The organism is Alistipes sp. An116 (assembly GCF_002161005.1).
In the GTDB taxonomy this organism is placed as follows: domain Bacteria; phylum Bacteroidota; class Bacteroidia; order Bacteroidales; family Rikenellaceae; genus Alistipes; species Alistipes megaguti.
This window is the reverse complement of sequence record NZ_NFLR01000017.1, coordinates 22,960-43,651: the sequence shown is the minus strand read 5'-3', so window position 1 is coordinate 43,651 and position 20,692 is coordinate 22,960. Positions and strand designations below refer to the sequence as shown.

The window sequence follows — 20,692 nt, the reverse complement described above, 5'->3', positions numbered from 1 at the left end:
AACAATCAGCAAGTTTCATGAAATGCCTGTTATTGGGCTTACCTTTGTGACTTTCAAAACATACAACAATGAGCAACAACGACAACAACATAGAGAAAAGAAGTTTCGAGGCTTTTGTCAATGCCATCGGGTCAGAAATAGAGCAGGCGCAAGTCCGGCTCATCAGTGCCGCCAATGCGCAGATGCTGTTCCATTACTGGAAGATGGGCAATTACATATTGTACCATCAGAACCTGCAAGGCTGGGGCGGCAAGGTCATCAAGAAACTGGCGCAAGCGATACGGTTCAATTATCCCGAAAAGAAAGGATATTCGGAACGCAACCTTACTTATATGTGCCAATTCGCAAGGTCGTATCCATTGAGCGTACTACGATGTTTTATTGAAACGGATGCAAGGCTGTCGCTTCCAAACATACGGAATGTAACAGATGAAGTCTTGAAATTAAACAACGGGCAATTTACGCAGGAGCTTACTGCGCAAATACAATCAGTTGATTTTCGAGAATTAGAATTTACGCAGGAAGTTCCTGCGCTAATTCAGAATGTGGCAAAAACCGTATCTGCCATTTATAGAACAGACATCGGAGATATAGAAAAACTGTTCCTTGCATCGCCTGTGGCAAGAATTAATTGGGCAAGCCAAATGGTCATGCTCAACAGTTCGCTTCCGTTGGGTGTGGAATACTGGTATATGAAACAATCCGTGGAAATGGGCTGGAGCAGCAATGTCCTTAAAATGCAGATTGAAAGCAAATTGTTTGAACGGCAAATCAACAGCTGCAAGGTCAATAATTTTACCACCACGCTTCCTGCACCCCAAAGCGACCTTGCCAACTACCTGTTGAAAGACCCGTATATCTTTGACTTGGCAGGAGCCAAAGAACGTGCGGACGAAAGGGACATAGAGGAACAACTGGTGAAGCACGTCACCCGTTATCTTTTGGAAATGGGCAACGGATTCGCCTTTGTCGCAAGACAGAAGCATTTCCAGATTGGCGACAGCGATTTCTATGCCGACTTAATCCTGTATAACATAAAACTTCATGCCTATGTGGTCGTGGAACTGAAAGCGACCCCGTTCAAACCGGAATATGCCGGACAGTTAAACTTCTACATCAATGTGGTGGATGACAAACTGAGGGGAGAGAATGACAACAAGACCATCGGGTTGCTGCTATGCAAGGGCAAGGATGAGATTGTAGCACAATATGCACTGACAGGCTATGACCAGCCTATCGGCATCAGCGATTATCAGCTCAGCAAGGCTGTGCCGGAGAACCTGAAATCGGCGTTGCCGAGCATAGAACAGGTGGAAGAAGAACTGACGATGCTTCTTGACAATGAAAAGAACAAACAAAAGTAGGACACTTATGGCAGACAAGATACAGACGATGATTCCCCGATACGGGGAACTCAACAGAATATACAGGGACTATATAGACAATCGCGTTTTCTCTTTTGACAGGCAAAAATTCATTTCCGATTTCTGTCAGGAATACAATGACATGAAGTCTTTTGAGGCTGCTATCCTTGAACTGGTGCTTGACAGGCAAAAAGAACAATACACCTTGATACTCAACAGCCTGAAAACCGAAATAGAAAAGAGCATACAGGCTTATGAGGTGTGCCCGTTGAGTGATAGTGCCGTAGAGCGTGCTTGCTATCGACACATGGAAAGGTATTCCTTTGAAATTGAAGCCCAACTGGATGTAACAAGGAGCCTGAGCAAACCGCTGAATGAAGCCAACAACAGGTATGATTCCATTGGCTACAGGGAACATACTGCCGAAGAGGAAAAACAGGCTGAAAAAGAATATGAACGCTGCAAGGCTGAATATGACAAGGAAAGAGCCAAACTGAATGAACTCTATGACCAGCAAAAGGCAGCAAGGAAAGAGGCATTCCAATATATGAAGAACCGTTGTGCGGACATATACCGCCAAAGCTGCCTTTTTCTGGATATATTGAAGAAATACATTCCTGACGGGAACCGACAGGACGAGCCGAGCAAGCCAATCAGTCAGCAGGAAACGACAGAAGAACAACAGGAATATTTCAGCATGAAATTACTTTCGCTCATTCATGAGGTATGTGTTGGAGAACAGTTCGAAGAGATTTCCGCACCGGATTTCTATGCCAATATGAACCTGCGCCCCTGTAACTGCAAGCTGAAAATCAAACCGAGAGAGAAAATACGTGTATGCTATCTGATATTTCTGATGGGCGAGAAACTCCCCAAACAGGACAGGGAAAAATGGAAAGCCGGAATACTGGGACTGCTGGATATTGATGACAGCTACTACAAGTCCAAGTACAAGGAGCCGGTTTCCGATTTTCCGAGTGACAGCAACCAAAAATTCGCCAAGGAAATGGAACATATATTCAGATAATCGGTGACATATCCTGATATTTTACGAAAGTTCCACTTTTACCACTCAAATTTATTTTTGAGTGGTATTTTTATTTTCTGATATTCAATAAGATACAAAGAAATTCGGCTTACGCCGTCCCCATCCTTACCACCCATAACCCTACCTAATTTTGCATCGTTCGAGAACAGAAATAACAGCCAGTGCGCAGGGCTGATTGTTTAACGACTAATTAGATTGGACGATGACAAATATCCAAGAATTATTATCCAAACCCGTCTGGCAGATGACAGGCGAAGAGTTCATCATGTTAAGCAGGCACGCATCCGGTCAGCCGGAAGCGCAGCCGCAGCCCGTAACGGACACAAGCAGGAAATATGTGTACGGAATACCCGGCATAGCCAAACTGTTCGGGTGCAGCCTGCCTACCGCCAACCGCATAAAGAAAAGCGGAAGGATAGACAAGGCTATCACCCAGATAGGGCGCAAGATTATCGTGGATGCGGAACTTGCCCTTGAACTGGCAGGGAAGAAAACAGGCGGACGCAAGTAACGGGAGGAATTGCTATGGACTATATGAAAGACATCCGGGAAATATCGGACGAACAGGCGGTAATCCTCTGGCAAGCCTCACGGTTGAGCCTGTCGGGAAAATACGAGAAAGCGCCAGAAATCCTCAGCGTGAAAGGTTCTGTAATCGGCACGTTGGGAAATTTCAGCGCATCCATCGGAAAAGCCAAAAGCAAGAAGACATTCAATGTGTCGGCTATCGTGGCTGCGGCATTGAAGAACGGCACGGTGCTCAGGTATGCGGCTGAGCTTCCCGAAGCCAAGCGGAAAGTACTTTACGTTGATACGGAACAAAGCCCTCACCACTGCCTGAATGTGATGGAACGCATCATGCGCATGGCAGGGCTGCCCGATGACAGGGACAACGAGAACCTTGAGTTCCTTGCCCTGCGGAAATATACGCCGGAGCAGCGCATAAGGATTGTCGAACAGGCAATCTACCATACGCCGAACCTTGGTCTGGTGGTGATAGACGGTATCCGTGACATGGTGTATGACATCAACAGCCCCAGCGAATCGACACGCATCATATCGAAACTGATGCAGTGGACGGACGACAGGCAGATACATATCCACACGATACTCCACCAGAACAAGGGGGATGAGAACGCGAGGGGACATATCGGCACGGAACTGAACAACAAGGCAGAAACCGTGCTACTTGTTGAAAAGGACAAGAGCAACGGGGACATAAGCAAGGTTTCCCCCATGCACATCCGTGCAATGGACTTCGAGCCGTTTGCCTTCCGCATTAATGACAGGGCACTGCCCGAACTGATAGAGGATTACCAGACAGAAGCCAAAGCACCCGGCAGACCCCAAGGCGAAAGGTTCGATGCCTGCAAGGACATTTCCGAGCAACAGCACCGGATAGCACTGGAAGCAGCATTTTCGTTGCAGGACGAATACGGATATAAGGAACTGAGCAAAGCATTGAAAGAGTCGTATGCCTTGGTGGGTGTTCCGTTAAGCGACAACAAGCTGGTTAAACTCATCACTGTGTTGAAGAACAAGCGGATGATAGTGCAGGAAAACGGCAGGAAGTACAGGTATGAACCGGATTTCCACTATTGACACGCTTCCTGCAATCACTTCACTTTATTCTCCGGGTCTATATATTAGGATAAAGCGAAGTGGTTGCAGGGACACATCAAACCGCTTCACTTTAAGCCGTATCCTATATATACGACAATAAAGTGAAGTGGTTATACAGCCAGTAACTTATAAACAGGTACTGGCGAAAAGAAAATCAAACAATAACCGATAAAGACAATCATTTATGGACATACAGACAGCAAAACAAATCAGACTGGAAGAATACCTGCACAGCTTGGGATATAGCCCGGTGAAGCGGCAGGGCATCAACCTGTGGTACAAGTCACCGTTCAGGGAAGAAACCGAAGCCTCGTTCAAGGTGAACACCGAGCGGAACCAATGGTATGATTTTGCGCTCGGCAAGGGCGGCAACATCATTGCACTGGCTTCGCACCTCTACGCAACGGACAGCGTGCCGTACCTTTTGAAACGCATAGAGGAACAGGTACCGCACGCGCGCCCCGTTTCTTTCTCTTTTCGCAAGCAGTCATTTACAGAGCCGAGTTTCCAACAGTTGGAAATCGTGCCGCTTTCTTCTCCTGCCTTGCTCGCTTACTTGCAGGAAAGGGGGATAAATCCGGCACTGGCGAAAAAAGAATGTAAGGAAGCGCGGTTTACGCACAATGGCAAACGGTACTTCGCCATTGCGTTTCCCAACATGTCGGGCGGCTATGAAATCCGCAACCAATATTTCAAGGGCTGTATCGCACCTAAAGCCATTACCCATATACGGCAACAAGAACCGAAAACAACCTGTTTCATCTTTGAAGGGTTTATGGACTATCTTTCCTTTCTGACCCTGCGGCTTGAAAGCTGTCCGCAATACCCTGATTTCGACAGGCAAGACTACATGGTTCTGAACTCTGTTGCCAATGTTTCCAAAGCACTTTATCCGTTGGGAAGCTATGAGCGCATCCACTGTTTTTTTGACAATGACCGTGCAGGAATGGAAGCCCTTCAGCAAATCCGCAAGGAATATGAAAGCACACGGCATATACGGGACGCTTCACAAATCTACTGCGGATGCAAAGACCTGAACGAGTATTTGCAGAAACGCATGGCTGATGGAAAAGAGCAAATGCAATCCGTCAGAAAGAAGAATGATACGCTATCCAAGAAACCGAAAGGCTTCCGGTTATAGCCCACTATAACTACACGCTTCGCTTTCGTAGTTGTGGGCTCTCCCGAGGGGCTTAGGACGCTGCCCTAAGAACCCGGCAAGGGCTTTCAGCCCTGTGCAACCCGACCAAAGAGTGACCCTCTCTTTGGAAACTCCGCTTATGGGTTACACCCCTAAGAACCCCCTGCGGTTATGAGCGGAAAGCAGCAAACAAAATTAGTAATAACCGAATCAAAAATTGAAAAGATGGCAACAAAATCAAGCATACATATCAAGCCTTGCAATGTAGCATCGAGCGAGGCTCATAACCGGAGAACTGCCGAGTATATGCGCAACATCGGAAAATCCAAGGTATATGTGGTATCCGAACTCTCTGCGAATAACGAGCAGTGGATAAACCCGGACTTCGGCAATCCCGAATTGCAGGCGCACTATGAGGACATCAAACGGATGGTCAAGGAAAAGACTGGTCGTGCCATGCAGGAAAAAGAGCGTGAGCGCAAAGGGAAGAACGGCAAGATTATCAAAGTGGCGGGATGTTCACCCATACGTGAGGGCGTGTTGCTCGTCAGACCGGACACGACACTGGCGGATGTGCGTAGATTTGGCGAAGAATGCCAAAAACGCTGGGGCATCACTCCGCTCCAAATCTTCCTGCACAAAGATGAAGGACATTGGCTGAACGGACAGCCTGACCCGGAGGACAGGGAGAGTTTCAAGGTAGGTAAAAGGTGGTTTAAGCCGAATTACCATGCGCATATCGTATTCGACTGGATGAACCACGATACAGGCAAGAGCCGCAAACTCAATGACGATGACATGATGCAGATGCAGACCTTGGCATCCGACATCCTTCTGATGGAGCGTGGTAAGTCAAAAGCCGTAACAGGCAAAGAACATCTGGAACGGAACGACTTCATCATTGAGAAACAGAAAGCCGAACTGCAACGTATAGAAGCCATAAAGCGGCATAAGGAACAGCAGGTAAACCTTGCCGAACAGGAACTCAGACAGGTAAAATCGGAGATACGCACGGACAAGCTCAAAAGCGCGGCTACCGATGCTGCCACGGTTATAGCAAGCGGAGTGGGTTCTCTTTTCGGTAGTGGAAAAATGAAGAAACTGGAGCAGTCCAATGACGAATTGCGTCAGGAAATTGCCAAACGGGACAAGGGAATTGATGACTTGAAAGCCCAAATGCAGCACATGCAGGAACAGCACGGCAGGCATATACGTAATCTGCAAGGAATACACAAGCAGGAACTTGAAGCCAAAGACAAGGAAATATCACGGCTGAATACTATTCTTGAAAAGGCATTCAAATGGTTCCCGATGCTTAGGGAGATGCTGAGAATGGAAAAGCTGTGCGCAGCTATCGGCTTCACCAAAGAAATGATAGAGAGCCTACTGACAAAGAAAGAGGCTATTAGGTGCAATGGCAGGATTTATTCCGAAGAACACAGACGGAAGTTTGACATCAAGAACGATGTTTTCAAGGTGGAAAAGAATCCGACTGATGACAACAAACTGATGCTGACCATAAACAGGCAACCGATTGGCGAATGGTTCAAGGAACAGTTCAACAAATTAAGGCAGAACATTCGCTGTCCCATACAGCCGCAAAGGAAAAGCAGGGGGATGAAACTGTAATCGGATATTGCATTGAGAAACAAAAAAGTACCGTCCATAAATGACTGATAAACGGTACTTTTTTTGTAATTTTGTTATCGGATTTCAAAATAGGAAATATATAATGAAAAGGTATTCCAAAATAGCAATTATCACAGCTTCTATAATTGGCCTATATGTTTTTGCATTGTTGTCTTTTGGCTTCCCTATACCCAGAGGTCATAAAGTTAACAGTGATTATTATACCTACTATCAAAATATCAGAGGCATATACTATATCTCTGTTGAACATTCGCTAAACCTGATCAATTACGGTAATTGGGGATACCTCAAAGACGTGGACAAGGCAACATTTATGGTATTAGATGACAACTTGGCAAAGGATGCAACACATGTCTGGTTTGGAAGCAAGTTGATAGAAAACGTAGATGCCAAAACATTCCATATCAATGCCAACGGAGTTGCGTGTGATAAAAACAATGTCTATATCCGCGATTTCTCCAGCAGCAGTTCATTCATAAGACCTTCCCATAGCAGCATAGATGCTGAAACTGCCGAATATTTCGTGTATCGTCTTGGCCGCAGGTCGGATGAGTGGATACGAGACAAAAATTACGTTTACTACAATGATAAGAGAACTGATGTCGATAGAAACAGTTTTAGGATTATAGGCGAGGATTGGTTTATAGACAAGAACTATGTCTATCAGACTGTACCTAATTCTAAAACAGGACAGTGGGAACTACAGCGTATAGATTCCTTGCAACATCCTGTTGAGCCGGGGTATCAATATTTCCGCAATGGCAGAAATGTTATTTATGGTGATTCTGTAATCGTTCGGAATATAGATATTAAACGTTTTGAGGAAATCGGTGTCGGCAAATATTTAGTTAATGATATGCTCTTCTTGAATGGAGAACCTTTCCTCAAAGACTCATTAGATGTAGAAAATGCCACGTTCTATTTTTACGGGCGTATTGCAACCGACAAACAGTATGTATTCTTTGACAGGAAGCAACTAAATGACATTAACGCCGCTACTTTTCATCAAATTAGCGATGAAGTCTTTGAAGATAGAAACTACATCTATACTATAAAAGAAAATTCATGGAACGATGAATATCCGTTCGATAAAAAGAAGAAAGAGTATTAAGAAATCAATCATAAACAGATATTTCTCCAATGAATAAAGTCTAGGTTAATATGACAGAAGAAGAAAAACTAAATATTAAGAAACAATTCTGCGATATTATCAAAGAAGGTATAGCACCTATTTTAAAATCCGCTGAGTTTAAGAAAAACGGCAATAACTTTTATGCTCATGTAGGAGAATTAGATTGGTGTATCAATATGCAAAAAAGACAGATGGGGATTTGATGATTCTTCAAACACATGGCAATTCACAATCAACATTGGTGTAACTTGGGGTGATTATGCAATGTGTTTGTTTAATGAGGTCTGTGATTTTCCTTTGGAAAATTCCTGTCCGATAAGAACTCGTATAGGGAATTTTATTGGAAAAGAGGATTATTGGTTCATTTTGCACCCAAATCAAGATTGCTCACCAATAAAAGATTTGATTTGCTCTATACTACAGAATAGAGTCTTGCCCTTATTAAAACAACATCTAATGCTTGAATGATTTATGGGATTTAATAGAGGACAATCACTCAATACACACTTTCCTAATTAAACTGTTTCATGTCAGGTCTAAACAAAAAGTCTTTTGGGCTACCCCTATCGGCTTGTATATGTTGTGCCTTGCGACAGGAAAAGCGAAAAAGGCAAAATCGTTGAGAAGCAAAATGGAGCAACGAAAGGCAAACACTTCATTATTAGACAAAATAGACGAAATGTATAAAAGCAGGGGGATTAGCCCATAACCCTTTAAATAAGAAAACACCCGACTTTACATTCTTGGGTGTAAAATCGGGTGTTTATTTTATAAAACATTGATTTTCAATGTTTATTGCGGAGAGAGAGGGATTCGAACCCCCGGTACAGTTACCCGTACACCGCATTTCGAGTGCGGCCCGATCGACCACTCCGGCATCTCTCCTTTTTCCGGTCGAGACCAAAACCTTTGTTTTGGGACTGCAAATATAGACATTATTTTTATTTTTTGTCCACTTGAGGACGAAAAAAATGCAGATTGTTGAAAAAAAGTCGCCGCAAAGCCTTCCAGGGCCGTTTTGTCAGGCGAAAATTCGTATCTTTGTCCATAGCCCGACGTCGGAGGTGATGCAGTATCCGGCGCCGAATCCCGTTTATAAGGGTGAAACGATACTAAAATCGGTATGATTTTCGTTTTTCAGGTAAAGAAGCTAACGCAAACAAGGTGCGCTATGAAAAAGTTCAAGGTTTTAATCGGAATATTCTCCCTGGCGGTGGCGACGAGCGGATGTTCGTCCCTCTATCAGGCTGCGGCAGGTTCTGCTTCCGACGATCTCTACGCTGTGCACGACCGTGCCGAGATCGCCCGCAAGCAGCAGGCTGAAGCCGAAGCCCGGCGTGCCGCCGCCGAGGCCCGCAAGGCCGAGTGGGAGGCCCGGATCGCAGAGGCCGAAGCCGCTGCCTCCGAAAACAGGTATTATGAATACACCTCGCCCGACGCGAACCCCTACGAGAGCATCCTGGCCGATGACTACGAGAGTGCCTATGCCCGCCGGCTGAGGGGCTTCGATTCGCCGACCTACAAGATGCCGTCGAGTTATCTCGATGCGCGTTACAGTTCGGCCTTCACCTACGCCTCGGCCTACGATCCGGCCTTCTACAACATCGTCATCTCGGGTGACCAGGTCTGGGTCGAGCCCAAGTACATCACCTCGATGTTCGGTACGTGGGGCGGTACGGTGCTCGCCGCTCCGTGGTATTATGGCTGGGACTGGCCCTGGGGTCCGAGTTTTACGTTCGGCAACTGGGGGTGGAGCTTCGGCTGGAACAGCTGGTACTCGCCCTGGTACTACTCGTCGTGGTACGGCCCGTGGGGACCGTGGTACCGTTCGTGGTATGATCCCTGGTGGGGCTACGGCTGGCACGGGTGGTATGGCTGGTACGGCCATCCGCACTGGGGCCCCGGCTGGCACGGCACGCCCCGGCGCAACTACTACGCCAATCCGGGCGGACGTCCCGCCTACCGCTATACCCCCGGACGGAGCGTCTCGGGACGAACCTACGGCGTTGGCGGCAGCAGCTACAACACGCGCGGCAACAACGGCCGTCGGGGTGTGGTCTACGAATCCCGTTACGGCAGCCGCGGTGACAACAGTCCCTTCGGCAACAGTGGCTCGCGCGGCAGCTACAACAACTACAACAATTCCAACCGCAACAACGACCGTTTCCCGAACTTCGGCAACGGCGGATTCAACAGCGGTTCGCGCGGCGGAAGTTATAACAGCGGCGGCAGCTTCGGCGGTTCGCGCGGCGGTTCGTCGGGCGGCAGTTTCGGCGGTGGCGGCGGTTCGCGCGGCGGTTCGGTCGGTGGCGGCGGAAGTCGCGGAAGCCGTTGATCCATGGTTTCTTAAAATTGGATGATGATGAAAACGAATGTAAGGATAAAAACAGCGCTTCTGGCGGTGTCGGCTTTGGCGATGGCCGCCATGCCCCTGCGGGCGCAGACAACCGAGGCACGGATCAATTACGGCTTCGGCGGTTCGGTGCTCAACCGCGACATGCTCTGGGCTTCGGACTTTGCCGAACTGAGCCGGACCCATCTCTTCGGAACGGCCCGCGTGATGGGTATGGGCGGAGCGTTTACTTCGCTCGGTGCCGATCTCTCGTCGATGGCCCTCAATCCGGCGGGACTGGGCATGTATCGTGGCAACGAGATCACGCTGACCCCGCTTGTCAACGTGTCGCACGCCTCGACCGAGGGCACCTCCACATGGCAGAACAACAACAAGACACGCTTCGCCTTCGGGAACGTCGGCGTGGCGCTGAATGTCTACGAAAGCGGTTCGCGGGCCCTGACCAGCCTGACGCTTGGACTGGGGCTCAACCGCGTGGCTGACTTCAACAACCGCTACTCCTTCTCGTCGGAGTCGCTCTACGACCCCTCGACGGGGGCCCTCATGCCCACCATCGGCGACATCTTCTCGCAGCAGCTCAACTCGTGGGGCGTGCGGCCCAACACGGGGGGCCACCTGCTGATGGACGATCTGCACCCGAGTGTGTGGCCGGCGGCGCTGGGCTATGACGGCTACATGGTCGACTACTTCTCCGACGGTGGCGCGAACCCCTGGGGCGTGGCCCGCATCGGCGGCAATGCCTCGGTGCTCCACTCGATGGATGTGGTTAACAGCGGATCGGTCAACGAATTCGATATTTCGCTGGGCGGAAACATCAAGAATATCGTCTACTTCGGCGCCACGCTCGGCATCCAGAGCATCTACAAGCGCACGGCGATGACCTATCAGGAGGAGTACGGCTACTTTAATACGAACGGTGTGGCGCAGAGCTATTCCGGGGGCGAATGGACGAATCTGACCGAGCAGCTGGAGATGATGAACCTCTCGCAGCAGATGACCATCGACGGCAGCGGCGTGAACTTCAAAGTGGGCGTCGTGGTGCGTCCCGTCGGCGGACTGCGCATCGGCATGGCCTTCCATACGCCGACCTACTATTCGCTCGAATACACCTACAAGGCCGGCATTACGACCAATATCGTCCAGACGGAAGACATTGCCAACAACAACGGCCCGATCCGCGGCGTGCAAAAGGGCAACGATTCGCCGACGGCCAGCAACGAGGGCCCCGACAGTTGGAATGTCACCTCGCCCATGCGGCTGATGTTCGGCGCTTCGTATACGTTCGGCAACTTCGCCATCGTATCGGTGGATTACGAGCGCAACTGGTACAATGCCATGCGCGTGAAGGGGGTGCCCCGCTACAACGAACTCGGATCGGAGGACTACAAGGCCGAATTCAAGCAGAACTTCCAGGCAACCAATTCGCTGCGGGTGGGTGCCGAGATCAAGCCGCTGCCGTTTCTGGCCGTACGGGTGGGCGGCGGTTACACCGACTCGATGCTTCAGGACAACGCCTGCTACACCTACGCGGTCAATGCCGGCATGCCGGTGACGCGTGAGAGCTGTTACCTTTCGGCCGGTCTGGGGCTGATCCTTTCGCGCACGGTCTCGCTCGACGTGGCCTACCAGAACGTCTCCGACAAGCTGAGCGGTTACCAGCTCTTCCTGAGCCGCGATTACGATACGGGCAATCCGGGGACCTGGTCGGGGGTTTACGACACCTCGATCACGCGTCACTACATTGCCATGTCGCTCAACTTCCGCTTCTGACCCGGGGGCCGGGAGGGGCAAACCGGAGCCGGCGGGGCCGAAGAGCAGATGTGCGCGGAAGGATCTGGCTGGACCGCACCGTGTCGGCGGGGCCCGAAGGGGGGTGTGAGGTGAAACGAAATCCCGCAAGGGTCCCGGAGGTGCCGTAGGAAGCCGGCGGGGCACGTGGGGTGGTGAGCCGATAATATAAGGTCCGCAATATGGCGGACCTTGTATTTTTTTGTATATTTGCGCCACGAAACGAATGCAAAAACAATATAGACAATGGCAAAGGAACTGAAAGACCTCACCAAGTCGGAGGAGAACTACTCGCAGTGGTACAACGATCTGGTGGTCAAGGCCGGACTGGCCGAAAACTCGGCCGTGCGCGGATGCATGGTCATCAAACCCTACGGCTACGCCATCTGGGAGAAGATGCACGATGCGCTGGACAAGATGTTCAAGGAGACGGGTCACCAGAACGCCTACTTCCCGCTCTTCATCCCCAAATCGTTCTTCTCGAAGGAGGCCCACCACGTCGAGGGCTTCGCCAAGGAGTGCGCCGTGGTGACCCACTACCGCCTGAAGAACGACCCCGAAGGCAAGGGTGTGGTGGTCGATCCCGATGCCAAACTCGAGGAGGAGCTGATCGTGCGCCCGACCTCGGAGACCATCATCTGGAACACCTACAAGAACTGGATCCAGTCGTACCGCGACCTGCCGATCCTCTGCAACCAGTGGGCCAACGTCGTGCGCTGGGAGATGCGTACGCGTCTGTTCCTGCGTACGGCCGAATTCCTCTGGCAGGAGGGCCATACGGCCCACGCCACGCGTGAGGAGGCCATCGCCGAGGCCGAGAAGATGATCCACGTCTACGAAAAGTTCGCCCGCGAGTGGATGTCGCTGCCGGTGATCATGGGCCACAAGTCGCCCAACGAGCGCTTCGCCGGAGCCGAGGATACGCTTACGATCGAGGCGCTGATGCAGGACGGAAAGGCGCTGCAGAGCGGTACGTCGCACTTCCTGGGGCAGAACTTCGCCAAGGCCTTCGACGTGAAGTACGTCACCAGGGAGGGCAAGCTCGAATACGTCTGGGCTACGTCGTGGGGCGTTTCGACGCGTCTGATGGGGGCCCTGATCATGGCCCACTCGGACAACAACGGTCTGGTGCTGCCGCCGCGTCTGGCCCCGATTCAGGTGGTGATGATCCCCATCTACAAGGGCGAGGAGCAGCTTGCCGAGATCCGCACCCGTTTCGAGGCTATCGCCGCACAGCTGCGCGAGAAGGGTATCTCGGTCAAGATCGACGACCGCGACAACGTCCGTTCGGGCTTCAAGTTCTCCGAGTATGAGCTGAAGGGTGTGCCGGTGCGTCTGGCCATGGGCCCGCGCGACCTGGAGAACGGCACGATCGAACTCGTACGCCGCGATACGCTCGAGAAGACGACCGTCCCGCAGGAGGGGCTTGTCGAGCGGATCGAGGGCCTGATGACCGATATCCAGGAAAATATCTACCGCAAGGCGCTCACCTTCCGCGACTCGATGATCACGAAGGTCGACACGTGGGAGGAGTTCAAGGAGGTGCTCGATACGAAGGGCGGCTTCATTTCGGCACACTGGGACGGAACGGTCGAGACCGAGGTGGCCATCAAGGACGCCACGAAGGCGACGATCCGCTGCATTCCGTTCGACGCGCCCGAAGAGGAGGGTGTCTGCATCTACTCGGGCAAACCCTCGCACCGTCGCGTGCTCTTCGCCCGCAGCTATTGATCGGAGGCGTCCGATCGTCGGTATCGGGAGGGGGCAACAGTCGGGTTGCCTCCCTCTTTTTTTGTCGGGAGATCGGCCGGAGGTGCTTTTCGGGAGGACGAGCCGTCGTGGAGCGGACATTTTATCCGGCATGTCGTTTCGAGCGTTGCACGGATTGAATTTTTTTGTACTTTTGGCCGCAGATAAGTGGATTAAATGTTGGTGAATATGTCGAGTGAAGCGGAAATCCGTAAACGGAAAATCTATCGCGTGACCTTCGTCGGGTTCGTGGTCAATCTGGTCCTGTCGATCGTCAAACTGATTGCCGGTCTGGTCGGCCGAAGCGGCGCCATGGTCGCCGATGCCGTCCATTCGTTCTCCGATCTGGCCACCGACGTGGTGGTGATCGCCTTTGCCCGGATCTCGGCCAAACCCCGCGACCCCGGCCACGACTATGGTCACGGCAAGTATGAAACCCTCGCGACGATCATCATCAGTCTCGCGCTGGCGGTGGTCGGTGCCGGAATCCTGGTCGACAGCATCGAACGGATCCGGATCGTCCTCGACGGAGGACTCCTCCCGCGTCCGGGCGTCATTGCCCTCGTGGCAGCCCTCGTCTCGATCATCGTCAAGGAGATCCTCTATCGCTATACGGTGCGGGTAGGGCGTCAGATTCAGAGCCCGAGCGTCATCGCCAACGCCTGGCATCACCGCAGCGACGCCCTTTCGTCGCTCGGTACGCTGGTCGGTATCGGCTGCGCCTATTTCCTCGGCTCCAAGTGGCGGATTGCCGATCCGGTGGCCGCACTGCTTGTGGCGGTCTTCATCTTCAAGATCGCCTTCGACCTGATCCGGAACGGCCTGGGCGAACTGCTCGAACAGTCGCTGCCCGAGGATGTCGAGGAGGAGATCCTGCACATCGTCACGGCCAATCCCGAGGTGCGCGAACCCCACAATCTGCGTACGCGCCGCATCGGTGCCTCGATCGCCATCGAGGTGCATGTCCGCATGGACGGGCGGATGACCGTCGAGCACTCGCACGATCTGACCGTGGAGATCGAACGCCGCCTGCGCGAGCGTTTCGGCGAGGAAACGATGATCGCCATTCACGTCGAGCCGATCAACAAGTAGAGGCGCCTCTCCCGGTACGATTTTTGCAGGACACTTCCCCGGAGAACGAATTCTCGAAAGAGTAGAAAAATTTGTTTTTTCCGGGAAAAATGTGTATCTTGCCAGCGCCGGGCTTCTGCAGCGGGGACGTTGTCAGGGGCCGATCATGAAGAGTATTTATACATAACGCTTTAAACTGGATTGCCTATCGGAAAAGACTCTACTCTTTGTAACTAATTGGGAGACAAGAGTATGAATGTGCAAGTATTAAGTGACCGGGTATTGCTTAATCACTACCTTTCCGGGGATCGGAGCGCTATGTCCCAGCTCATCGAACGTCACAGCCGCCGCGTACGCGACTACATCAACATGATGGTCAAGGATCGCGACGTGGCCGATGATATTTTCCAGGAGACCTTCATCAAAGCCGTCCGCGTCATCGACGAGGGCCGTTATACGGATAACGGCAAGTTCCTGTCGTGGATCCTGCGCATCGCCCACAACCAGGTGATCGACCACTTCCGCGCCCAGCGTCAGGACAAGGCCGTCACGGAGTCGGAGGCGGGATACGACATGCTCGGTACGCTGAAATTCGCCGAACGCACGGTCGAGGATGCCATGGTCAGCCAGCAGATCGAACGCGACGTGCGTTCGCTGGTCGAACTGCTGCCCTCCGAACAGCGCGAGGTGGTGATGATGCGCTACTTCTCGGGGCTGAGCTTCAAGGAGATCGCCGAGCAGACCAACGTGAGCATCAATACCGCGCTGGGACGCATGCGCTATGCGCTGATCAACCTGCGGCGGATGATCAAGGAAAAAAATCTGGTTCTCTGCTGAGAAACGTACAATATTTCCCCGTCGGATGCGTTATATAGTTGAAAGCAATCTAAGACAACGCCTATGGAGAATATTGACAAAAATGAAGTCTCTGACAACGGCATCTCTGAAGACGAGGATCTGTTGATGCGGGAGGTGATACAGGGGGATGCTGATCTCTACTATCTACACCATTACCTCTCGGAGATTTTCCGAAGCGGGGATAATTTTTAAGGGTTAATTTTTGATGGGGAAGGGCGCCGGGAGGCGCCCTTCATTTCTGGCGGTGAACTCTTTGAACGGGCGACGGTTTCTGTTTTTGCCACGGAAATGGCTTTTTGATTTGTTGTATCGCCAATGATACGCCGTTATTTGGGGTTTATCCTCATTTTTGTGCGATTTTTCGGCTGACAAGGAGGACGAGTGCTGTTCCCGCCCGGGTGGGTCGAGAAACGGAAACTAATCTCAATGATCATGAACAAGAAGATCCTTCTGTCGCTTCTGTTGGTCGCCGGCTGCTGGCTCGGAGCCTCGGCACAGCAGGTCGCTGTGAAGACCAACCTGCTCTATTGGGCGACAACGACTCCGAATGTCGGAGTGGAGTTCGCCCTGAGCAAACATTCGACCCTCTCCATGACGGCCAACTACAATCCCTGGACCCTCGGTTCGGACAACCGGATTCAGCACTGGTTCCTGCGCCCGGAGTATCGCTACTGGGTCACGGAGAAGTATACGCGTCTCTATTTCGGTGTCCATGCCATCGGCGGCAAGTGTGAGGTGGGCGGTTTCCGGCTGCCTTTTATCGGCGACCGCATCATGCGGGGCCTGGCCACGAACTACTACAAGGGTTCGTTCGTGGGGGGCGGTCTGAGCATCGGCTATCAGTTCTATGTCAGTCCGCACTGGAATCTGGAACTCTCGGCCGGCGCCGGTCTGGTGCGTCTGAACTACCATACGGAGCCCATCGACGGTTCGCAAGCCTCTGCTTCGGCCCGTCGGACCAAGGTGCTGCCCATTCCTACGGAACTCGGTGTTTCGTTCGTCTATCTGTTCAATTCGCGCAAATAATCGAATCGTCCCATGAAAAAATATCTGCTGCTTGTTCTGTTTCTGATGGCGGGGCTTTCGCTCCGGGCTCAGATTCTCGGTGATGTGGCCGTGACGCGCAAGGTGCTGGCCGAGCGTGACGGCGAACTGCATCTGGTTCTGGAGATCTCGGTGGCCCGCAAGGCCGTGACGCGGTCGCAAAGCTGGGCGATTCTTCCCGAACTGAGCACGGCCGACCGGCGGTCGGTCAAACTCTTCCCGCACGTGCTGATCAACGGCCGCTACCAGCAGCACATGATGGAGCGCCGCCGCCGGCTCTCGGGTGCCTACTGGGCCGAACGCCAGCCCTATCTGACGATCAACGTCGACGGCCGCAGCGACCAGACCTTCCTCTACGAGATGAAGGTTCCCTACGAAAGCTGGATGGACGACGCTACGCTGGTGCTGCGGCAGGTGCAGACCTCGCCCGGCGGCAAACGGCGCGTTTTTACGGTGGATGTCAACGGCGCGGTCGACCGGCAAGAGTAATCAACAATTCATTCCTGTGAGATGAGCATGTGTGAATGGAGAGGGTATGCCGTCGGCGCACTCGTGGTCGGGGCGCTGCTGACCGGATGCGGAAGTTTGCGCAAACTCGCCAAGAGTGATCCCAAGGTCGGGGCCTATCTCCCGGCCCGGAGCAAACGGGAGCTGGCGGCCCGGGCGGCGGATACCGTCCCGGCGCAGAAGATCATCACCTTCCGCCGGCAGGACGGGACGGAGCTCTATCTGGCTCCGGCAACCGTCGACTCCGTTTCGGGTGAGACGCTGATGTCGGTGGCCATCGACGAGGTGGTCATTTCGGCCGCCGGCCGCCGCAACATCGTCGAGCGCAACGGCAAGATCAATGTCGATTTCATCGTCTCGGTTCCCGATACGCTGCAGCACCTCGACTGGCGGCTGGTGGTCGGACCGCGGCTGCTCAAGGGCGAGGATACGCTGGCCTTCGATCCGCTGGTCTACAGCGGTGAGCGCTTCCGGCGGATGCAGCAGCACGAATACGACCGTTACGACGCCTATCTGGGGCGCATTGTCGACAGTGCCGACTATTTCGACCGTTTTGGCCGTCAGGGCCTCTATCGCCGCCGGTTGGACGGCGTGCTCGATCAGCGGGCGCTGTATGCCGGGGCGATGGAGCGGCTGGAGTGGATGACTCCCGGAGAGGCCATGTACGACCGGGTAGTCGGATGGAGCACCCCGCAGGAGCGGCGGCGGCAGGAGGAGATCCTGCGCCGTTACGTGCGTTCGACCGACCGCAAGGTCCGTGCCCGCATGACCTATGTGCCCGATGCCGGCAATCGGCTCGACCATCTGAACGACTATTTTACGCCGCGTTACCGTTATCCGGGAGTGGAGGTGCTGCCCGGCGGAGCGGTCTATACGCGGGTGGCGGGTGACTATCCCGCCGAGGGGGGCCGCGACCGCGAGGCCTACATCCGTTCGCTCGGCGAACGCCCGGAGGCGGTCCGCAACGAGCTCCGCACGGCCGACCGCGAGACACTGCGCCGACTGGCCGGCGAGCGGCTGGCCTATACGGGGCTTCGGCGCAAGACGATCGGGGGGCTGCTCCGCGAGACGGGTGACAGCGCCCTGATGGAGAACTACCGCATCCGCAGCGGTTATGTGGCCGACCGGCTGGCCTCGCTCTACGAGGTCGACACGATGGCGCTGCGCAACAGCGTGCTGCGGCAGGGACAGCTGGCCCGCAACGAGCGGCGGCGGCTCGGGGCACCGGATGCCTATCGGCGGCTGGTACGCCATCCCTATCCGGATCCCGTGCGGTTGGATACGGTGATCTACCGTCCCGACGGCCGGATCGACTACTACTATACGCAGCAGGTGCAGGCCGACGAGAATACCTCGAAGCTGCGGCTCTACCTCACCGGCGAGGTGGAGGACCGCAACGGCCGCAGCTATCGGTTGCGACGTTCCGACACGCTGTACTACAACGTGGCCTCGATGACGACGTTCCTCGACGAGCGGACGCGCTACATGCAGCGCATCGTGCTGCGTGACGCCGAGGCCAATGCGCGCTTCTTCTTCACGTTCCCCGTCGGGAAAAGCTCGCTGGTCGACACGCTCCCGGAGAATCGTCGGCAGATTGCCGCCGTGAAGTCGCTCACGCGCGGTCTGATGACCGATCCGGTCTACCTGATCGACAGCATCACGCTCCGCGCCACGGCTTCGCCCGAGGGGCGCTGGGAGCTCAACGAACGGCTGGCTCGCGATCGGGCCGAAGCGCTGCGGCGGGTGCTGGTCGGAGAGTTCCGCGTGCTGTACGACTCGCTCAACGTCGCCGGCAGTTATACGCTCGACGAGCAGGGGCGGCAGGTGATGGTCGAAGAGGAGGATCGGCTGCCCGACCTTCCGAATCTGCTGCGCACGACCTCGCTGGCCGAGGATTGGGATGAACTGTACCGGCTAGTGGCCGCCGATACGCTGCTGACACACAAGGCGGAGATTCTGGAGATGATCCGCTGGGAGGGGAATCCCGATACGCGCGAGTGGCGCATCCGCCTGAAGTATCCGCGTGAGTATGCGCGGATGCGGAGTGTGATCTATCCGCAGATGCGGGCCGTGGATTTCCGCTTCAACCTCCACCGGAGGGGCATGAAGCAGGATACGGTCTATACGACGGAGGTCGATTCGAACTACATGCATGCCGTGGATCTGCTCCGCAAGCGCCGCTACGAGGAGGCGCTGACGATCCTGCGCCCCTACGAGGACCGCAATACGGCACTGGCCTACATGTCGCTCGGGTACGATGCGGCGGCCTATCGGATTCTCCGCGGACTGCCCGAGGCCTCCTCGACGGCCGACATCCAGTACATGCTGGCCATTCTGGCGGCCCGTCTGGGCGAGGAGGAGCATGCCGTGCAGTATTTCCTGCGGGCGGTCGAGCTGCGTGAGAACCTGAAGTTCCGCGGAAACCTCGATCCCGAAATTTCGCGGCTGATCCGCCGTTACGGCCTCTTCCGCGAGGATTTTGAATGAGCCGGCCGCCGACCCGTTATCGGCTTGTTATCGGTCCGTTATCGGTCCGACGGTCCGGGCGGGGAGGAGCCTTCCGGAGCGGATTCCAAAAAAGAGACCCCTGTTGCACGATGGTGCGGCAGGGGTCTCTTTATGTGCGGCAGGGGTTTTGGGGTGTCGGCGGCGGTCAGCAATCGCCTTCGAGGCGGTGGTGGGCCCGGCGGAGCTGCATGGCGAGCGTGCAGGCTGCCGCTCCGGCGAAGAGCATCGTGATGCCGACCCAGACGATGACGGCCGAGGTGCCGACTCCGACGGGCTGGAAGAGGATCCACAGCGAGCAGATCAGCAGCAGAATGCCCGTCAGAATGGTCCATCCGGCGCCGGAGATCTCCAGCGTGCGCATGTCGCTGCCCAGTCCGATGGTGGAGAAGGCACGCATCAGCAGCCAGAAACCCAGCAGCAGCGGCAGCATCGTGGCAGCCAGAGCGACGTTGAAGATCAGCACCAGACCGAGGATCATCTCGATGATGCCGCCGGCGAGCATCCAGCCGCGGCCTGTGATGAAGTGGCGGTTGGCGGCCGAGAGCACCACCTCCAGGATGCCGGCCAGCAGGATCACCCATCCCAGCAGCATCGAGAGCTCCAGATAGCTCCGCGCCGGGAAGAGGAAGATCAGTATCCCGACCGCCAGCAGAAGGAGGCCGACCGCGAGCAGCAGCCACCAGTAGCGGATAGCCTGTTTCGAACTTTCGAGCAAAGCGTGCAGTTTTTTCATCGTAAGCGGAATTTGTTCTTCGGTGCAGGGTGCAATTCGCGTGCCGGAGCGTGCGGCCGAGGGTGGGGAGCGGCCGCCGCCGTGGATTTTTTCCACACCGCATGGGGTGTCATTCCACACCCG

General features: G+C 53.9%; 18 protein-coding genes and 1 tRNA gene. 17 read left to right on the top strand and 2 right to left on the bottom strand.

Annotation, left to right across the window (positions count from 1 at the left end):
• The first annotated feature begins 68 nt into the window (after positions 1 to 68).
• The 9 genes from B5E60_RS10725 (at position 69) to B5E60_RS14490 (ending at position 8,426) form a co-directional block, all read left to right on the top strand.
• Positions 69 to 1,364 carry a PDDEXK nuclease domain-containing protein gene (locus B5E60_RS10725; protein ID WP_087311492.1) on the top strand — a complete coding sequence of 432 codons (1,296 nt, stop codon included), beginning with the start codon at positions 69 to 71 and terminating at the stop codon, positions 1,362 to 1,364.
• A gap of 7 nt (positions 1,365 to 1,371) precedes the next feature.
• A complete protein-coding gene (locus B5E60_RS10720) occupies positions 1,372 to 2,391 on the top strand; it encodes a hypothetical protein (RefSeq protein ID WP_087311491.1) in 1,020 nt (339 codons plus the stop codon).
• A gap of 223 nt (positions 2,392 to 2,614) precedes the next feature.
• The gene (locus tag B5E60_RS10715) at positions 2,615 to 2,923 is read left to right on the top strand and encodes a DUF3853 family protein (protein WP_087311490.1); all 309 of its coding nucleotides are present in this window, start codon (positions 2,615 to 2,617) and stop codon (positions 2,921 to 2,923) included.
• A gap of 14 nt (positions 2,924 to 2,937) precedes the next feature.
• Positions 2,938 to 4,014, top strand: a complete 1,077-nt coding sequence (locus B5E60_RS10710; protein ID WP_087311489.1) for an AAA family ATPase — start codon at positions 2,938 to 2,940, stop codon at positions 4,012 to 4,014.
• A 205-nt stretch (positions 4,015 to 4,219) separates the two neighbouring features.
• Positions 4,220 to 5,176: a toprim domain-containing protein gene (locus B5E60_RS10705; protein ID WP_065739605.1), complete on the top strand. Its 957-nt coding sequence runs from the start codon at positions 4,220 to 4,222 to the stop codon at positions 5,174 to 5,176.
• Positions 5,177 to 5,401: 225 nt separating this feature from the next.
• Positions 5,402 to 6,805 carry a mobilization protein gene (locus B5E60_RS10700; protein WP_065739632.1) on the top strand — a complete coding sequence of 468 codons (1,404 nt, stop codon included), beginning with the start codon at positions 5,402 to 5,404 and terminating at the stop codon, positions 6,803 to 6,805.
• Between the two features lie 103 nt (positions 6,806 to 6,908).
• Positions 6,909 to 7,937, top strand: a complete 1,029-nt coding sequence (locus tag B5E60_RS10695) for a DKNYY domain-containing protein (RefSeq protein WP_162608280.1) — start codon at positions 6,909 to 6,911, stop codon at positions 7,935 to 7,937.
• Positions 7,938 to 7,987: 50 nt separating this feature from the next.
• The gene (locus tag B5E60_RS13960) at positions 7,988 to 8,161 is read left to right on the top strand and encodes a hypothetical protein (RefSeq protein WP_162611633.1); all 174 of its coding nucleotides are present in this window, start codon (positions 7,988 to 7,990) and stop codon (positions 8,159 to 8,161) included.
• Positions 8,121 to 8,426, top strand: coding sequence for a DUF4304 domain-containing protein (locus B5E60_RS14490; protein WP_087311488.1), 306 nt, complete (start codon positions 8,121 to 8,123; stop codon positions 8,424 to 8,426). Before B5E60_RS13960 ends, B5E60_RS14490 begins: the two co-directional genes overlap by 41 nt.
• 330 nt (positions 8,427 to 8,756) lie before the next feature.
• Here the strand turns inward: B5E60_RS14490 and B5E60_RS10685 are convergent.
• Positions 8,757 to 8,843, bottom strand: a tRNA-Ser gene (locus tag B5E60_RS10685).
• 286 nt (positions 8,844 to 9,129) lie between these two features.
• Between B5E60_RS10685 and B5E60_RS10680 the strand changes: the two genes are divergently transcribed.
• The 8 genes from B5E60_RS10680 (at position 9,130) to B5E60_RS10645 (ending at position 19,815) form a co-directional block, all read left to right on the top strand.
• Positions 9,130 to 10,293 (top strand): hypothetical protein, encoded by a 1,164-nt coding sequence (locus tag B5E60_RS10680; protein WP_087311487.1) that lies wholly within the window; start codon positions 9,130 to 9,132, stop codon positions 10,291 to 10,293.
• A 27-nt stretch (positions 10,294 to 10,320) separates the two neighbouring features.
• A complete protein-coding gene (locus tag B5E60_RS10675; protein ID WP_239403313.1) occupies positions 10,321 to 12,081 on the top strand; it encodes a transporter in 1,761 nt (586 codons plus the stop codon).
• 264 nt (positions 12,082 to 12,345) lie between these two features.
• On the top strand, positions 12,346 to 13,830 hold the full coding sequence (proS, locus tag B5E60_RS10670) for a proline--tRNA ligase (RefSeq protein ID WP_087311486.1): 1,485 nt from the start codon (positions 12,346 to 12,348) through the stop codon (positions 13,828 to 13,830).
• A 207-nt stretch (positions 13,831 to 14,037) separates the two neighbouring features.
• Positions 14,038 to 14,940: a cation diffusion facilitator family transporter gene (locus B5E60_RS10665; protein ID WP_087311507.1), complete on the top strand. Its 903-nt coding sequence runs from the start codon at positions 14,038 to 14,040 to the stop codon at positions 14,938 to 14,940.
• Positions 14,941 to 15,171: 231 nt separating this feature from the next.
• Complete coding sequence (locus B5E60_RS10660) at positions 15,172 to 15,756, top strand: RNA polymerase sigma factor (protein WP_087311485.1); 585 nt, start codon at positions 15,172 to 15,174, stop codon at positions 15,754 to 15,756.
• 453 nt (positions 15,757 to 16,209) lie between these two features.
• Positions 16,210 to 16,803: a DUF3575 domain-containing protein gene (locus B5E60_RS10655; protein WP_122120242.1), complete on the top strand. Its 594-nt coding sequence runs from the start codon at positions 16,210 to 16,212 to the stop codon at positions 16,801 to 16,803.
• Positions 16,804 to 16,815: 12 nt separating this feature from the next.
• Positions 16,816 to 17,310, top strand: coding sequence for a DUF3868 domain-containing protein (locus B5E60_RS10650; RefSeq protein ID WP_087311483.1), 495 nt, complete (start codon positions 16,816 to 16,818; stop codon positions 17,308 to 17,310).
• A 21-nt stretch (positions 17,311 to 17,331) separates the two neighbouring features.
• Positions 17,332 to 19,815, top strand: coding sequence for a hypothetical protein (locus B5E60_RS10645; protein WP_087311482.1), 2,484 nt, complete (start codon positions 17,332 to 17,334; stop codon positions 19,813 to 19,815).
• Between the two features lie 166 nt (positions 19,816 to 19,981).
• Here the strand turns inward: B5E60_RS10645 and B5E60_RS10640 are convergent, their stop codons facing one another.
• Positions 19,982 to 20,569, bottom strand: a complete 588-nt coding sequence (locus tag B5E60_RS10640; RefSeq protein ID WP_087311481.1) for an HdeD family acid-resistance protein — start codon at positions 20,567 to 20,569, stop codon at positions 19,982 to 19,984.
• Positions 20,570 to 20,692: the final 123 nt, after the last annotated feature.

Coding starts and splice junctions, on each gene's coding strand:
- B5E60_RS10680 (WP_087311487.1), top strand. CDS start 9,130: ATGAAAAAGTTCAAGGTTTTAATCGGAATATTCTCCCTGGCGGTGGCG.
- B5E60_RS10645 (WP_087311482.1), top strand. CDS start 17,332: ATGAGCATGTGTGAATGGAGAGGGTATGCCGTCGGCGCACTCGTGGTC.
- B5E60_RS10655 (WP_122120242.1), top strand. CDS start 16,210: ATGAACAAGAAGATCCTTCTGTCGCTTCTGTTGGTCGCCGGCTGCTGG.
- B5E60_RS10675 (WP_239403313.1), top strand. CDS start 10,321: ATGAAAACGAATGTAAGGATAAAAACAGCGCTTCTGGCGGTGTCGGCT.
- proS (WP_087311486.1), top strand. CDS start 12,346: ATGGCAAAGGAACTGAAAGACCTCACCAAGTCGGAGGAGAACTACTCG.
- B5E60_RS10640 (WP_087311481.1), bottom strand. CDS start 20,569: ATGAAAAAACTGCACGCTTTGCTCGAAAGTTCGAAACAGGCTATCCGC.
- B5E60_RS10660 (WP_087311485.1), top strand. CDS start 15,172: ATGAATGTGCAAGTATTAAGTGACCGGGTATTGCTTAATCACTACCTT.
- B5E60_RS13960 (WP_162611633.1), top strand. CDS start 7,988: ATGACAGAAGAAGAAAAACTAAATATTAAGAAACAATTCTGCGATATT.
- B5E60_RS10705 (WP_065739605.1), top strand. CDS start 4,220: ATGGACATACAGACAGCAAAACAAATCAGACTGGAAGAATACCTGCAC.
- B5E60_RS10650 (WP_087311483.1), top strand. CDS start 16,816: ATGAAAAAATATCTGCTGCTTGTTCTGTTTCTGATGGCGGGGCTTTCG.
- B5E60_RS10725 (WP_087311492.1), top strand. CDS start 69: ATGAGCAACAACGACAACAACATAGAGAAAAGAAGTTTCGAGGCTTTT.
- B5E60_RS10700 (WP_065739632.1), top strand. CDS start 5,402: ATGGCAACAAAATCAAGCATACATATCAAGCCTTGCAATGTAGCATCG.
- B5E60_RS10715 (WP_087311490.1), top strand. CDS start 2,615: ATGACAAATATCCAAGAATTATTATCCAAACCCGTCTGGCAGATGACA.
- B5E60_RS10695 (WP_162608280.1), top strand. CDS start 6,909: ATGAAAAGGTATTCCAAAATAGCAATTATCACAGCTTCTATAATTGGC.
- B5E60_RS10665 (WP_087311507.1), top strand. CDS start 14,038: ATGTCGAGTGAAGCGGAAATCCGTAAACGGAAAATCTATCGCGTGACC.
- B5E60_RS10720 (WP_087311491.1), top strand. CDS start 1,372: ATGGCAGACAAGATACAGACGATGATTCCCCGATACGGGGAACTCAAC.
- B5E60_RS10710 (WP_087311489.1), top strand. CDS start 2,938: ATGGACTATATGAAAGACATCCGGGAAATATCGGACGAACAGGCGGTA.